This window comes from Agromyces sp. NPDC058126 (genome assembly GCF_042884595.1).
In the GTDB taxonomy this organism is placed as follows: Bacteria; Actinomycetota; Actinomycetes; order Actinomycetales; family Microbacteriaceae; genus Agromyces.
The window spans coordinates 53,676-68,035 of sequence record NZ_JBHVTS010000006.1 but is presented as its reverse complement, the minus strand read 5'-3'; the positions used below and the strand labels follow the sequence as shown (position 1 = coordinate 68,035).

At 72.9% G+C, this 14,360-nt stretch carries 11 protein-coding genes; 6 read left to right on the top strand and 5 right to left on the bottom strand.

Annotated elements, in window-relative coordinates; all coding sequences use genetic code 11:
- The first annotated feature begins 27 nt into the window (after positions 1-27).
- Together ACFVTR_RS17105 and ACFVTR_RS17100 are read left to right on the top strand one after the other, a co-directional pair.
- Positions 28-834, top strand: coding sequence for a M15 family metallopeptidase (locus ACFVTR_RS17105; protein ID WP_387039261.1), 807 nt, complete (start codon positions 28-30; stop codon positions 832-834).
- Positions 835-839: 5 nt separating this feature from the next.
- Complete coding sequence (locus tag ACFVTR_RS17100) at positions 840-2,225, top strand: MFS transporter (protein ID WP_387039259.1); 1,386 nt, start codon at positions 840-842, stop codon at positions 2,223-2,225.
- Here the strand turns inward: ACFVTR_RS17100 and ACFVTR_RS17095 are convergent.
- Both ACFVTR_RS17095 and ACFVTR_RS17090 read right to left on the bottom strand, forming a co-directional pair.
- The gene (locus ACFVTR_RS17095) at positions 2,194-3,207 is read right to left on the bottom strand and encodes a DUF1648 domain-containing protein (protein ID WP_387039257.1); all 1,014 of its coding nucleotides are present in this window, start codon (positions 3,205-3,207) and stop codon (positions 2,194-2,196) included. The genes ACFVTR_RS17100 and ACFVTR_RS17095 overlap by 32 nt on opposite strands.
- Positions 3,204-3,554: a GntR family transcriptional regulator gene (locus ACFVTR_RS17090; RefSeq protein ID WP_387039256.1), complete on the bottom strand. Its 351-nt coding sequence runs from the start codon at positions 3,552-3,554 to the stop codon at positions 3,204-3,206. Before ACFVTR_RS17090 ends, ACFVTR_RS17095 begins: the two co-directional genes overlap by 4 nt.
- A gap of 226 nt (positions 3,555-3,780) precedes the next feature.
- Here ACFVTR_RS17090 and ACFVTR_RS17085 point away from each other — a divergent pair, with 226 nt between their 5' ends.
- Complete coding sequence (locus tag ACFVTR_RS17085) at positions 3,781-5,214, top strand: amidase domain-containing protein (RefSeq protein ID WP_387039254.1); 1,434 nt, start codon at positions 3,781-3,783, stop codon at positions 5,212-5,214.
- 12 nt (positions 5,215-5,226) lie between these two features.
- Here the strand turns inward: ACFVTR_RS17085 and pgm are convergent, their stop codons facing one another.
- The gene (pgm, locus tag ACFVTR_RS17080) at positions 5,227-6,855 is read right to left on the bottom strand and encodes a phosphoglucomutase (alpha-D-glucose-1,6-bisphosphate-dependent) (RefSeq protein ID WP_387039252.1); all 1,629 of its coding nucleotides are present in this window, start codon (positions 6,853-6,855) and stop codon (positions 5,227-5,229) included.
- A 31-nt stretch (positions 6,856-6,886) separates the two neighbouring features.
- Positions 6,887-8,164, bottom strand: a complete 1,278-nt coding sequence (locus ACFVTR_RS17075) for a DUF445 domain-containing protein (protein ID WP_387039251.1) — start codon at positions 8,162-8,164, stop codon at positions 6,887-6,889.
- 57 nt (positions 8,165-8,221) lie between these two features.
- Here ACFVTR_RS17075 and pheA point away from each other — a divergent pair, with 57 nt between their 5' ends.
- Together pheA and ACFVTR_RS17065 are read left to right on the top strand one after the other, a co-directional pair.
- Complete coding sequence (pheA, locus tag ACFVTR_RS17070) at positions 8,222-9,184, top strand: prephenate dehydratase (protein WP_387039249.1); 963 nt, start codon at positions 8,222-8,224, stop codon at positions 9,182-9,184.
- A 31-nt stretch (positions 9,185-9,215) separates the two neighbouring features.
- Positions 9,216-10,163 carry a hypothetical protein gene (locus tag ACFVTR_RS17065; protein WP_387039248.1) on the top strand — a complete coding sequence of 316 codons (948 nt, stop codon included), beginning with the start codon at positions 9,216-9,218 and terminating at the stop codon, positions 10,161-10,163.
- A 19-nt stretch (positions 10,164-10,182) separates the two neighbouring features.
- Here ACFVTR_RS17065 and ACFVTR_RS17060 read toward each other — a convergent pair whose 3' ends face one another.
- Complete coding sequence (locus ACFVTR_RS17060) at positions 10,183-11,409, bottom strand: ROK family protein (protein WP_387039246.1); 1,227 nt, start codon at positions 11,407-11,409, stop codon at positions 10,183-10,185.
- Positions 11,410-11,536: 127 nt separating this feature from the next.
- On the opposite strand from ACFVTR_RS17060, the gene ACFVTR_RS17055 reads away from it, so the two are divergent.
- Positions 11,537-14,284: an alpha-N-acetylglucosaminidase TIM-barrel domain-containing protein gene (locus ACFVTR_RS17055; RefSeq protein ID WP_387039244.1), complete on the top strand. Its 2,748-nt coding sequence runs from the start codon at positions 11,537-11,539 to the stop codon at positions 14,282-14,284.
- The last annotated feature ends 76 nt before the right edge of the window (positions 14,285-14,360 follow it).

The window sequence follows — 14,360 nt, the reverse complement described above, 5'->3', positions numbered from 1 at the left end:
GCGGAGGCCCCGCGTAGACTCGTGAGAGTGTCCGATCCCGCAGGCCTGCCGCCCATCGACGAGGCGGTCCAGCGACGCCGCATGACCATCGCGCTCTCGCTCATCGCGGTGCTCGTCGCGGTCGCCGTGATCGTCGTCGGTGCCGTGGTCGGCACCGGAGGCGGCGGGGGTGCGACCCCCGGATCCGCCTCCGCCGACGAGACCGCCACGCCGCGGCCCGCGCCGACCGCACCCGCCGCGCCCGCGACCGTCGACACCTTCGACAAGGCCGCGCACTCGCTCGACGACCCGGCGAGCATCTGGGTCGTCGTGAACCAGGTGCGTGCGCTGAACCCCGAGGACTACGTGCCCGACGACCTCGTCGAGGTGCCGGTCGCCCACACCTGGGTGCCCGAACTGCGGCAGGAGGCCTCCGACGCGGCCGTCGCGATGTTCGAGGCCGCCGCCGACGAGGCCGACTTCTACCTGGCCTCCAACAGCGCCTACCGCAGCTACGAGACGCAGGTCGAGCTCTACGGCGACGGCAGCGACCCGACGACCGCGCCGCCCGGGCACTCCGAGCACCAGACCGGCCTCGCCATGGACATCGGCACCGAGGGCGGCTGCAGCTTCGAGTGCATGGATGACAGCGCCGAGGGCGAATGGATCCGGGCGAACGGATACCGGTTCGGCTTCATCCTCCGCTACCCCGCCGACAAGGTCGAGATCACCGGCTACCCGCACGAGTCGTGGCACTTCCGCTACGTCGGCGTCGAGCTCGCCACCGAGATGCACGAGCGCGGCGTGACGACCCTCGAGGAGTTCTTCGGCGTTCCGGGCGGCGCGGCGCAATGAGCCGGATGCCTCGGGCGACCCCCGTGCCGCACCGCGGCCTGTCGCTCGCGGTGCTCATCGTCAACCAGCTGCTCGCCGGCGTGGGCGTGGCCTCCGGCATCGCCGTCGCGGCCCTGCTCATCGGCGAGCTCACCGGCGCCGCCGTCCTCGGCGGCCTCGCCCAGTCGTCGAGCGTGCTCGGCGCGGCGCTCTCGGCGATCCCGCTCGCCCGGCTCGCGGTGCGATCGGGCCGGCACGTCGCCCTCGCGACGGGCTACGCCCTCGGCATGACCGGCGCGGTGCTCATCGTGATCGCGGCGACGAGCGGCTGGGTGCCGCTCGTGTTCCTCGGGCTCGCCGCCTTCGGCGCCGGCACCGCCGCAGGTCTCCAGGCGCGCTTCGCCGCCACCGAGGTCGCGGCGCCGGGGTTCGAGGCCCGCTCGATGTCGCTCGTGCTCTGGGCCACCACGCTCGGCTCGGTCGCGGGCCCACTGCTCTCCGAGACAGGCGACACGGTCGGCCGGGCGCTCGGGCTCCCGCCGCTCGTCGGCCCCTTCCTGTTCTCGGGGGCGGCGTTCGCGCTCTCGACCCTGCTGGTCGCGACCCTGCTGCGCCTGCCGAAGGCGGGGCAGCTCGCCGCCGACGCCGTGCCGGCGGCGACGCCTGCACCGGGCGACGATGCGGCACCGGAGGCCGTGCCCGCCGAGCCGATCGGCGCAGGGGTCTCCGCCACGACGGCGGCCGAGGCATCCGACCCGGCCGACCCCGCCCCTGCGAAACCGGTCGGCGCGTGGGAGGCGCTCCGCATCGCGGCGAGGACGCCGCGGGCGCTCTTCGCGATCCTCGCGATCGTGTGCTCGCACACCGTCATGGTCGGCGTCATGGTCATGACGCCCGTGCACATGATGGCGCACGGGCTGTCGCTCACGCTCATCGGCGTGGTGATCAGCATCCACATCCTCGGCATGTACGGCGCGAGCCCCCTCGTCGGATGGCTCGTCGACCGCATCGGCGCCTCGCGCGTGATCTTCATCGGCGTGGGAGTGCTGCTCTCGGCGACCCTCACCGGCATCCTCGCGCCGGCCGACGACATGCTGCTCGTGCCGCTCGCGCTCGGCCTGCTCGGGCTCGGCTGGTCGTGCGGGCTCATCGGCGGCTCGACGCTCCTCACGAGCTCCGTCCATCCGTCGATCCGCGTGCCGCTGCAGGGCGCCACCGATGCGGCAATGAACCTCTCGGCGGCGATCGCCGCTGCGCTCTCGGGCTTCGTGCTCGGTGTCGGGGGCTTCGCCGGCGTGAACACCGTCGCAGTCCTCGTGCTCGTGCCGCTCGTGGTCGCGGGCGTTCGCGCGGCGCGCTCGGGCGGTGCCGGCGCCGAGGTCAGCGCCGGGACGCGCGCGCCCGCTCGCTGAGCGCCTCGAGCAGTGCGGCGGCGGTGGCCGCGTCGCGCACCGTCACGACGAAGCGCCGGCCGTTCTCACGAACGACCTGCAGGGCCTCGCCGCTCTGCAGCACGATGCCGAAGGCGCCGTCGGGGGCGAGACGGATGCCCCACCCGCCGAACTCGGCCGTCGGGTTCACATCGGTGACCGACACCGAGCGCACCTGCGCGAGCGGCACCCTGAACCAGGGCGCGCCGATCGACGAGCGCACCTCGAGACCGCGCTCGTCCACACGCACGCGGAACACGAAGGTCGCGGCGGCCAGCACCGCGAGCAGCAGGGTGGTGGCGAGCATGATCCACCACGCCGGCGACCCGACCGCAGCGAAGACGATCGTGCCGATGGCCAGTGCGGCGATGCTCGCCCCGATCGCGATCATCGCCCCGCGCGACATCGTCGTGGTGCGCACCCAGACGGCGCGCTCGTCGGGCCGGAGTTCGAGCGGGGCGACCGTCGTGCTCGCGTTCGCGCCGGCGATCGTCGTGCGCGGCTGGGCGAACCAGGCGGCGAGGCCCGACAGCACGGCGAGCCCGGCCGAGACGAGCAGCGGGATGCCGATGCCCGGCGCGTCGGCGGGGTCGTCGAGCCCGCGCTGCATGCCGAGCGACCAGGTCAGCAGCACGACGAGCAGCACCGTCGTGCCGAGCGAGAAGGCGCCGAGCAGCCGCATCATCGGCCCCCAGCGACCGTCGCGGGTGCCCGCGAACATGAATCCGGCGAAGAGCGCCGTGAGGCCGAAACCGAGCAGGGCTGCACCGAGCGGCACCGTCCACGCCGGGGCGAAGGCGTCGGGGGCGCCGTCGCCGCTCCAGTGCGTCGCGATGGTCGACGGCACCTCGGGCAGCCAGGCGAGCATGAGCGCGACGCCCGCGAGCGTGACGAGTGCGGGCGCGAGGGCGGCGACGAGCAGATAGCGGCGCCGGGCGGTGCGGAATTCGTCGGAACGGGTCATCGGTAGGTCTCCTTGACGAGGGCGGCGAGCGTGTCGGGCGAGAGGGCGAGGTCGCGGGCGCGGGCGACGAGCGCCTCGATGTCGTGGTGCAGCTGGGCGAGCGGCTCGACCGCGTCGGTGGCCACCGCTCCTCGGCCGCGCCGCATGTCGACCAGGCCCTCGTCGCGCAGCACCTGGTACGCCCGAAGCACCGTGTGCAGGTTCACGCCGAGCGAGGCGGCCACGTCGCGGGCCGACGGGAGGCGGTCGCCCGCGCGGAGGCGGCCGGCCGCGGCGTCGGCTCGGACCGACGCCGCGACCTGGGCGAAGATCGGCGTCTCGCTCGCGGGATCGATTCGGATCAGCACATGCGCTCCTTCACAACTGTTCTATAAATACTAGAACAGTTGCGAGCGGCCGCAGACCACCCGGAGAACGGAACGCCGCTCGCTTTTCGAGAGAGCGTTCTCACCGGTCTCCCAGAGTTCAGGAGGGTTCCTCACAAAATCGCATGATGAGGTGTCCTGTCCCCCGAAACGCCGACCCGAAACCCCCTTCGTGTTCAAACGCCTCAGCAAGACGCCGCCTGCCTCCATGCCCGAACGCCGTCGCTCGACCTTCCGCGCGCCCGGAACGATCGACGCCGCTCTCCTCGCAGAGGGGGCGGTCGACGAGACGGAATCGCCGGCCACGGATGAGGAGTCCGCGACCGCCGAGGTGATCGAGCCTTCGGAGCCCGTGCGTCGTCGGCGGGGTTTCCGCGCCGCGCCCGACGCCGACGCGTCGGAAGTCGATGCCGTCGACCCGGCTGCCGCCGCGCCCGACGCCGACGCCGATGCGCACGAGGCCGACGTCGTCGAGTCGGGCGCCGCCGAATCCGCCCCTGATGCAATCGACTCCGCCTCCGAATCGCCGAGTCCGGCCGACCAGGAGCCCGAGGCCGAGCCGGCCGTCGAACCCGCCGCCGAACGGGCGTCCCAGCCCCGCCACCGCGCCGACCACGTGCGCAACCGTCGCCCGTCGAGCGGCGCCCGCCGCTTCGCGGCGCTGTCGTGCACCACGGCGATCCTCGGCGTGAGCGCCTTCGGCGCCGTCGCGGCGTCGGCCGACACCTCCGATGCGCCGGCGCTGCTCGCGCAGGAGTCGGCCGTGACGGACGCCGCGGCCGCAGCGGGCGCCGCCGATGAGATCGTCGCGACGCCCGTGGTCGACGAGGGGCCGACCATCACGAGCGGACTCTCGACGGCCTCGGTGCCGTTCACGGGCGGCACGCAGATCACCGTCACTGGCGACGAACTCGACCAGGTCGGCGCCGTGAGCGTCGCCGGCGTGCCCGCGACGATCGTCGCCGCCGACGAGAGCGCGGTCACCTTCGCCGTGCCCGCGACGACGGCCGACGCGCTCGGCGGCGTCGAGGTGCAGTTCACGGATGCCTCGGGCGAGGTCGTGCCCGTCGAGGAGACCGTCTCCTCGATCGCCGCCGCCGGCGTCGAGCTGTCGGCGACGACCGTCGCGCCGACCGAGCAGCTCGACGCGCTCACGCTCACCTACACGAGCAACCCCGCCATCGACGCGCAGCTCGGCTACGTGCTCGCCCACTGGAACAACTACAACTCGGCCGAGTACACCGTCTTGAGCGGCGTCGACTGCGCGAACTTCACGAGCCAGTCGCTCATGGCCCGCGGCTGGAAGATGGACGCGGGCTGGTACTACGACCGCGCCACCGGCGCGATGTCGCCGAGCTGGTCGAGCTCGACCGCGATGCGCGACTGGCTGTACAGCCGCCCCGACCTCGCGACCCCGCTCGACGACTCGCAGCGCGGCCTCGTGAAGGTCGGCGACATCGCCCAGTTCGACTGGGACGGCTCGGGCGATCGCGACCACACCGCCGTCGTCACCCGCGTCGAGCACTCCGCGAACGGCACCGCCGTCTGGGTCGGCGGCCACACCAAGGACGCCGACTACTGGAACGTCGACGAGGCCCTCGCCTCGGGCGGCGGCGCGGTCACCTACTTCTCGCTGAAGTAGGCCGGTGGGGTCTCAGCCGCCGAGCGCGGCGTCGACGATGCGCTTCGCCTCGGCCTGCACCTCCGCGAGGTGCTCTGCGCCCTTGAACGACTCGGCGTAGATCTTGTAGACGTCCTCGGTGCCGCTCGGCCGTGCCGCGAACCAGGCATCGGCCGTCTCGACCTTCACCCCGCCGATCGCGGCGCCGTTGCCGGGCGCGTGCGAGAGCTTCGCCGTGATCGGGGCGCCGGCGAGCTCGGTCGCCGCGATCGCGTCGCCGTCGAGCTTGCCGAGGGCGGCCTTCTGCGCCGCGTTCGCCGGGGCATCCACTCGCTCGTAGGCGGGGTCGCCGAACCGTTCGACGAGTTCCGTGTAGAGCTCCGACGGCGACTTTCCCGTGACCGCGCGGATCTCGGCGGCGAGGAGGCACAGCAGGATGCCGTCCTTGTCGGTCGTCCAGACGGTGCCGTCGAAGCGCAGGAACGACGCGCCGGCGCTCTCCTCCCCGCCGAAGCCGACCGAGCCGTCGACGAGCCCGGGCACGAACCACTTGAAGCCGACCGGCACCTCCCAGAGGCGTCGGCCGAGCGAGGCCGCGACCCGGTCGATCATCGACGACGAGACGAGCGTCTTGCCGATCGCGGCGTCGGGCCGCCAGCCGGCGCGGTGGCTGAACAGGTACTCGATCGCGACCGCGAGGTAGTGGTTCGGGTTCATGAGGCCGCCGTCGGGGGTGACGATGCCGTGCCGGTCGGCGTCGGCGTCGTTGCCCGTCAGGAGGTCGTACGAGCCCGCCTGCGCGACGACGGAGGCCATCGCGTTGCGGCTCGACGGGTCCATGCGGATCTTGCCGTCCCAGTCGAGCGTCATGAATGCCCAGCGCGGGTCGACCTTCTCGTTCACGACGGTGAGGTCGAGCTCGTACGCGTCGCGGATGGCGGCCCAGTACGAGACGGACGCCCCGCCCAGCGGGTCGGCGCCGATGCGGATGCCCGAGCGGCGGATCGCGTCGAAGTCGATCACGTTCGCGAGGTCGGCGACGTACTCGCCGCGGAAGTCGTAGGTCTCGACCGCGCTCGGCTCGGCCTGCAGGACACCGCGCAGCCCGTCCTCGATGAGCTCGTTCGCCCGGGCCGCGATCCAGGAGGTCGCGTCGCTGTCGGCGGGCCCGCCGTGCGGCGGGTTGTACTTGAAGCCGCCGTCTTGCGGAGGGTTGTGCGACGGGGTGATCACGATGCCGTCGGCCTCGCCCTCGGCGCGCTTCGCGGGGTCGTTGTTCCACTTCAGGATCGCGTGCGAGAGCGCGGGCGTCGGCACGTAGTCGTCGAACTCGTCGGCGAGCACGCGCACGCGGTTGGCGACGAGCACGTCGAGCGCGGTGGTCTGCGCGGGGGCGCTGAGCGCGTGGGTGTCGGCGCCGATGAAGAGCGGCCCCGTGATGCCCTGCGCGGCGCGGTACTCGACGATCGCCTGCGTCGTCGCGAGGATGTGGTCCTCGTTGAAGCTCGTCGTGAGTGAGGAGCCGCGGTGCCCCGAGGTGCCGAAGGCGACGCGCTGGCCGGGCACCGAGGCATCCGGCTTCTTCTCGTAGTAGGCCCTGACGAGGGCCTCCACGTCGATGAGGTCGGATTCGGTCGCCGGGGTTCCCGCTCGCTCGTGCATGCGAACAGTCTGGCGCGGGGCGGAGCCCGCCTCAACCCGCGAGCGCGTGCAGCGCCGTCGCGATCGAGTAGATCGCGAGGCCGGCGAGGGCGCCCACCACGGTGCCGTTGATGCGGATGAACTGGAGGTCGCGGCCGACCTGCAGCTCGAGCTTCTCGGTCGTCTCCCGCGGGTCCCATCGCTCGACGGTCTCGGTGATCACGCCGGCGATCTCGTGACGGTAGTTGCGCACGACGTACGCGGCGGCATCCGTCAGCCAGGCGTCGACCTTCGCGGCGAGCGCCTCGTCGGTCGCGAGGCGGGCGCCGACCTCGACGACGGCGTCGCGCAGCGCGGTGCGCAGTTCGCTCGTCGCGTCGGCGAGCCCCTCCTCGAGGGTCGACTTCACCGCGCCCCACGCCTCGCCCGCGAACTCGCGCACGCGGGGACTCGCGAGGAGGTCGGCCTTGACGCGCTCGACCCGGCCGATCATCACGGGGTCGTGCTGCAGGTCGTCGGCGAGCTCGGCGAGGTACCGGTCGATCGCGCGGCGCAGCGGGTGCGCCCGGTCGGCGCGCACCGCCCGTACGAAGGCGAGCACCTCGCGGTGGGCGCGGTCGTCGACGAGGCGGTCGACGAAGCCAGGCATCCACCGCGGCAGTCGCTCGGAGACCATGCGCCCGAACGCCTCGGGGTGCGCGGCCAGCCACGACTCGGCCTTCTCGAGCACCGCGTCGACGGCGGCGCGCTGCTGGTCGGCGGCGACGAGGCTCGCACCGATCCGGCCGATCGCAGGGCCCCACTCGGGTTCGAAGAGATGGCGGCGGGCGAGCCGTTCGATGACGTCCTCGACATCGTCGTCGCCGAGCAGGGTGAGGATGCCCCGGGCCGCGACCGCGGCCTCGGCGGTGACCCGCTCGGCGTTCGCGGGCTCCGCGAGCCATCCGCCGACCCGCCGCGCGATGCCGATCGAGCGGAGCTTGCCGAGCACGACCTCATCGGAGAGGAACTCGTGCTCGACGAACGCGCCGAGGCTCGCCCCGATCTCGTCCTTGCGCTTCGGGATGATCGCGGTGTGCGGGATCGGGATGCCGAGCGGATGCCGGAACAGCGCCGTCACCGCGAACCAGTCGGCGATCGCGCCGACCATCGCCCCCTCGGCGGCGGCCCGCACGTAGCCGAGCCACGCGATGTCGTCCTGCAGGGCGAACGACACGGCGAACACCGCGGCGGCCACCACGAGCAGGCCGGTCGCGACGCGCTTCATGCGACGCAGCGCGGCCAGCCGCTCCGCGTCGCTCGGCACGGGCGGCACGGTCCTCGTCGTCACCGCGTCCACCTCCGCAGTATTTCAGGCGCCCCGCGCGGCGCTCGTTAGGCTTGGCGCATGACCACGGATGCCACGCCGACACCCCCCGACGAGACGTACTCGTACCTCGGGCCGGCCGGCACCTTCACCGAGGCGGCCCTGAAGCAGGTTCCCGAGGCCGCGGGCAAGCACTGGCGCTCGGTGAACAACGTGGGCGAGGCGCTGGCCGACGTCGTCACCGGCCGGTCGACGGCGGCGATGATCGCGATCGAGAACTCCATCGACGGCGGCGTGAGCGCCACGCAGGACGCGCTCGCGACGGTGCCGGGTCTTCGCATCGTCGGCGAGTACCTCGTGCCCGTGAACTTCGTGCTCGTCGCACGACACGGCACGACGCTCGCCGAGGTGAAGGTCGTCAACGCGCACCCCGTCGCCTACGCCCAGTCGCGGGGCTGGCTCGAGCGCGAGCTGCCCGACCACGGGCACATCCCGGCGACGAGCAACGTCGCGGCCGCGGCATCCCTCTTCGAGGACTCGCAGGCCGACGCGGCCGTCGCGCCGCCCGGCATCACCGAGCACCTCGACGTCGAGGTGCTCGCCCGCGACCTCGGCGACAATCCCAACGCGGTGACCCGCTTCGTGCTCGTGAGCCGCTCGCGAGTGCTGCCCGAGCCGACCGGGGCCGACAAGACGAGCCTCATCGTCGAACTGCCCGACGACGAGCCGGGTGCGCTGCTCGCGATGCTCGAGCAGTTCTCGACCCGGGGCGTGAACCTCTCGCTCATCCAGTCGCGGCCGATCGGCGACGCCCTCGGGCGGTACCGCTTCGTCGTCGACCTCGACGGGCACGCGGCCGACGAACGGGTCGCCGACGCCCTGCTGGGCCTGCGCCGCACGAGCCCGAAGGTGATCTTCCTCGGCTCGTACCCCCGCGCCGACCTGCAGGAGGTCGCGTACCACTCGAAGTACGATGACGAGATTTTCATCGAGGCCCGCGACTGGTTGCGCGGCATCCTGAGCGGCGAACCCGAGGGCGCCTGACGGCGACGCAGGCTCGCGGAGGAGGTCGACGATGACGGACACCGGACGGGGCATGGACCCGAGATACGACCCACGGTTCCAGCGCGGGTACGACGCGTCGCGCGACGGCGAGGCCACGGCGTCGACCGGTGCCCCGAGCGCCGTCGGGGCGCGGGGTGATGCCGGGCACGGTGCTGCCGGTCGCGACGCCGGCGGGCCCGATGCGGCCGGCGAACCCGAGCCGTCGCTCGATGCCGGGCGCGACCGGCCGGCCTACATCACGCCGCCGCCCCCCGCCGACCCCGATCCGTCGACGCACCCGGACCCGGACCCCGCGGTGGACCCGCGTCGGGCGCAGGGGCCGATGGCGGGGACGCGACGACCGGGGGAGCGGGACCTGGAGTCCGATCGCCGGGCGGCCGCCGCGCGCGTGCACAGCTGGCTGATCGCCGGGTGGGCCGTCACCGGGGGAGCGCTGCTGCTCGGCACCTGGCTGTCGTGGAGCGTGAACTCGGACTTCAGCTACTACAGCGGCATCGTCGACCAGGCGTCCGAGAACCTGCGTGTCCTCGGCTGGGCGCTCGCACCGTCCCTGCTCCTGACCGGTGCGATCGGCGCGGTCGTGGTGACCGGCGTGGCAGCGAACCTCCACGACGACGCGCGGCCCGCCGGCTCGGAGGAGGGCCCGCCATTCCGGCGCGCGCCCGCGTGGTGGGCGCTGCTCGCGATCGTGGTGGCCGCGGTCGTGCTGATCGCGTGGGGCGTCGCGCTCGCGGTCGAGGGCAACCGGGTCGGCTCGAGCCTCCAGTTCAACCCCGACGGGAACGTCTCCGACGACCAGCAGACGCTCCTCGACACCATGGCGCTCGGTCAGGTCGCCCAGATGCTGATCCCGGCGATGGCGTCCGCCGCGATCGCGGCCCTCGTCGCCATCACGGTGATCGAGGTCTGGCGGGCGGCGCGCGGGATGCCCCGCCGCATCGAGCCCGACGGGCGCTGACCCGGCGGACGCGAGGTCGTCAGCGGGCGGCCCGGTGCACCTCGGCGGGACGGTCGACGCGTCCGAGGCCGCCGTCGAGGGCGGCGTCCCAGGCGGACCGCAGCGCGGCGGTGATGGCCCCCCGCACCACCGTGTTCTCGGTGAAGGGCGAGAGCCGCACCTCGATCGGGGACGCGCCGCCGACCGCGAGGCGTCGTTCGAGCGCGGCGGTGAGCACCTCGCCGCCGCGGGCGATGCCGCCCGTGATGTACATGCGGTGCAGGTCGAGGGCGAGCAGGATCGGCGCGAGCGCGCGCGCCGCGACGTCCGCGAGCAGGTCGACGATCTCGATCGCGGCACGCTCGCCGTCGTTCGCCCGCTCGAACACCTGGGCGGTCGCCGCCTCGGCGCCGAGCACCGACGCGAGCCGCGTGAACGGGTCGCGCGCGGCGACGAGGCGGGCGACCTCGTCGATCCGCTCGGCTCCCACGACCGCTTCGAGCGCCGCCGGCTCGCCGCTCCACGGGTCGACCACTCGGAGGGCCCCGATCTCGCCGGCGGCGCCGAGCGGCCCGCGGTAGAGGCGTCCGTCGAGCACGAGCCCGGCGCCGAGCCGCTCGCCCCACTGCACGGTGAGGAAGGAGGGCGGGCAGTCGTCGAGCCGGGACATCGCGAGCGCCGCGAGGTTGGCGTCGTTGTCGAGCTCGGCGGTGCAGGTGAAGCCGCGGCCGAGTTCTCGGGTCAGGTCGAGGTCGGACCAGGCGTCGATGCCGCGGATGACCCGGACGCGACCCTCGGCGTGATCGATCATGCCGACGCTCGCGATGGAGAGCGCCGCCACGTCGGGCCGCGTCAGTCCGGCACCGTCCAGGGCGCGGTCGATCGTCGCGCCGACGAGCTGGAGCAGCGCCCGCCCGTCGTGCAGCTCGTGCTGCGCATCCGCCGAGGAGAGGACCGTGCCCGAGGCATCCGCCACCTCGGCGACGACGCGGTGCAGGCCGATGTCGACGCCGATGACGTGAAACCGGCCGGGCGTGACCGAGAAGCGGACGGCCGGCCGGCCGAGCGATCCGGCGGGCTCGTGACGCTGCAGCCAGCCGTCGACCTCGAGCTCCTCCATGATCGTGGCGACCGTCGAGCGGGTGAGTCCCGTGCGCTCGGCGATCTCGACGATGCGCTGGGGATCGGTGCCGGTGCGGAGCTCATCGAGCACGCGCGCGGTGTTGTAGCGCTTCAGTCGCGCGGTGCCGACGATCGGGTCGTTCATTCGGGCTCCGTTCCGAGATTACTTTAGCCGAGACTTTACGTTAAGACCTTGCGTAAATGTTGGGGCTCTGGTTGGGTCGGTCGTGACCGCGCGGATCCCGCGCACTCCCTTGGCGAAAGGCCCGATGATGCACCCAACGCCCAACCGCCGTCGACGCGCCGTGATCGCGCCGCTCGCGGCGCTCGCGACGACCCTGCTGCTCGTGACCGGCACCGCCGTCGGCGCGAGCGCCGAGCCGCCCGACCGCAACGCGAAGCTCAACGTCCCGCCGAAGACGGCGAGCGGGTTCGAGTCGGCCCGCGCCGCGGCCGATCGCCTCCTCGGCGACGCGGCCGACGGCTTCGACTTCGCGAAGCTCGACGCGGCCGACGGCGCCGACCGGTACGAGATCACGTCGAAGCGCAATCACGTCCGCGTGGCCGCGACCGACCCGGCCACCGCCATCGCGGGCGTCAACGCCTACCTCGGCACGATCGGGCAGTCGATCTCGTGGAACGTGCGCAACCTCGACGAGGACGCCGCACTGCCCCTGCCGCGTTCGCCGATCACGGCGAACTCGAACGTCTCGCACCGCTTCTACGGCAACGACACCGAGGACGGCTACACCGGCGCCTATCGCAGTTGGGAGCAGTGGGAGCGCGAGATCGACGAGCTCGCCGCGCTCGGCTTCAACGAGGTGTTCATGCCGGTCGGCTCCGAGGCCGTGTACTTCGAGGTGCTCACGCAGTTCGGGTACTCCGCGGAGGAGGCGCGCGCCTGGATCCCGCTGCCGGGCCACCAACCGTGGTGGCTGCTGCAGAACATGTCGAGCTATCCCGCCGGCACGAGCGACGCACTGCTCGCCGAGCGGGCCGAGCTCGGCAGGAAGATCGCCGATCGACTGCGCGAGCTCGACATGACCCCCGTGCTGCCCGGCTACTTCGGCACCGTGCCGACCGACTTCGCCGACCGCAACGCCGGCGCGCGCGTCGAGCCGCAGGGCGGTTGGGTCGGCTTCCAGCGCCCCGGATGGCTCGACCCGAACTCGAGCGTGTTCCCCGAGGTGGCCGACGCCTTCTACACGGCGTCCGAACAGAAGCTCGGCGTCTCGGCCGCGTACAAGATGGACGTCCTGCACGAGGGCGGTCGTCGCGGCACGGTCGACGTGCCCGCCGCCACGCGGGCGATCGAGACGGCGTTGCAGACGGCGCATCCGGATGCCACGTGGGTGCTGCTCGGCTGGCAGAACAACCCGCCCGCCGACGTCGCCGCGGCCGCGAACCCCGAAACCACCTTCATCGTCGACGGCCTCTCCGACCGCTACGACGGTCGCGGCGGACTCGAGCAGCAGTGGAGCGGCATCCCGTACGCCTTCGGCACCATCTGGAACTTCGGCGGGCACACGACCATGGGCGCCGAGCTCTCGACGTGGAACGAGCGCTACTACGACTGGCTCGACGCCGAGGGCAGTGCGGTCGACGGCATCGCCGCGATGCCCGAGGGCGGGCTCAACAACCCCGCCGCGATCGACTTCTTCGCCGGCCTCGCCTGGCGCGACGGCCCCGTCGATGTGAGCGCCTGGTTCGACGAGTGGACCGAGCGCCGCTACGGCGTCGACGACCCCGAGCTGAAGGCCGCGTGGCGCGCCCTCGCCGAGACGGCCTACACGCTGCCGAGCAACGACAGCTACAGCGAGGCGCACGACGGGCTCTACGGCGCACGACCCTCGCTCTCGGCCGGACGCGCCGCGAGCTGGTCGCCCGGCGCCTTCTCGTACGACCCCGACCGCTTCGCCGAGGCGCTCGACCACCTGCTCGCCGCGGCGCCCGCCGCGGCCGAGGTGCCGAGCTACCGCTACGACCTCATGGATGTCGCGCGCCAGGTGACCTCGAACACCTCACGCGTGCTGCTGCCGCAGCTGCAGCAGGCGTACGGCATGCGCGATCGGGCGGCCTTCACGCAGCTCAGCGAGGAGTGGCTCGGCAACATCGAGCTGCTCGACGACCTCGTCGCGACGCAGCCGCAGATGCTCTTCGGCCGCTGGATCGCCGACGCCCGCGCCGCGGCCGCCGACCCCGCCGAGGCCGATCGGCTCGAGTTCGACGCCAGATCCATCGTCACGACGTGGGGTGATCGCAGCGCCGTGAACGCCGGCCTCAACGACTATGCGAACCGCGAATGGCAGGGGCTCGTCGGCACGTACTACGCGGACCGCTGGGAGCGCTACTTCGCGAGCATCCAGACCTCGTTCGACACCGGCAAGGCGCCCGCGGCGATCGACTGGTACGCCGTCGGGGCGGAGTTCACGGCCTCGACCGACACCTCGGGCTTCCTGACCGAGCCCGAGGGCGACGTCGTCGAACTGGCGGGGCTCGCGGTCGAGGCGTGGGACGCGACCGTGCCCGAGGTGCCCGAGCCGCCGGCGGCGGGGGAGCACTTCCTCTCCGACCTGCCGTTCGCGACCGTGTCGCTCAATGCGGCCTACGGGCCGATCGAGCGCGACACCGAGATCGGCGAGGCGGCCTACGGCGACGGCAAGCCGATCCGGCTCGCCGGCGTCCAGTACGCGAAGGGCCTCGGGGTGAACTCGCCCACGACCATCGGCTTCAACCTCGGCGGGCGATGCTCGGCCTTCGAGGCCGTGGTCGGCATCGACGACGTCATGAACAAGGCGGGGGCGTCGCCGAACGTCGTCTTCAGGGTCCTCGGCGACGACGAACTCCTCTACGACAGCGGGGCGATGACGAAGGGCCTCGCTGCGGAGGTCGCCGTCGACCTCACCGGCGTGCAGACGCTCGAGCTCGTCGTCGACCCGAACGCCGCCGGCTCGCCGGCCGGTCAGGCCGAGTGGTGGGACCGCGCGGACTGGGCGGACGCCGCGGTGAGCTGCGAGTGATCGCGGGATGAGGCTCGGGCGGGGCCGGCCGGCATCGGCCGGCTCCGCCCGTCGTCGCGCCGTCGACCGCGGCGGG

What these genes read in the sequence shown, in the direction of transcription:
- ACFVTR_RS17100 (WP_387039259.1), top strand. Translation starts at nt 840, where the DNA reads ATGCCTCGGGCGACCCCCGTGCCGCACCGCGGCCTGTCGCTCGCGGTG.
- ACFVTR_RS17095 (WP_387039257.1), bottom strand. Translation starts at nt 3,207, where the DNA reads ATGACCCGTTCCGACGAATTCCGCACCGCCCGGCGCCGCTATCTGCTC.
- ACFVTR_RS17085 (WP_387039254.1), top strand. Translation starts at nt 3,781, where the DNA reads ATGCCCGAACGCCGTCGCTCGACCTTCCGCGCGCCCGGAACGATCGAC.
- pgm (WP_387039252.1), bottom strand. Translation starts at nt 6,855, where the DNA reads ATGCACGAGCGAGCGGGAACCCCGGCGACCGAATCCGACCTCATCGAC.
- pheA (WP_387039249.1), top strand. Translation starts at nt 8,222, where the DNA reads ATGACCACGGATGCCACGCCGACACCCCCCGACGAGACGTACTCGTAC.
- ACFVTR_RS17065 (WP_387039248.1), top strand. Translation starts at nt 9,216, where the DNA reads ATGACGGACACCGGACGGGGCATGGACCCGAGATACGACCCACGGTTC.
- ACFVTR_RS17060 (WP_387039246.1), bottom strand. Translation starts at nt 11,409, where the DNA reads ATGAACGACCCGATCGTCGGCACCGCGCGACTGAAGCGCTACAACACC.
- ACFVTR_RS17055 (WP_387039244.1), top strand. Translation starts at nt 11,537, where the DNA reads ATGCACCCAACGCCCAACCGCCGTCGACGCGCCGTGATCGCGCCGCTC.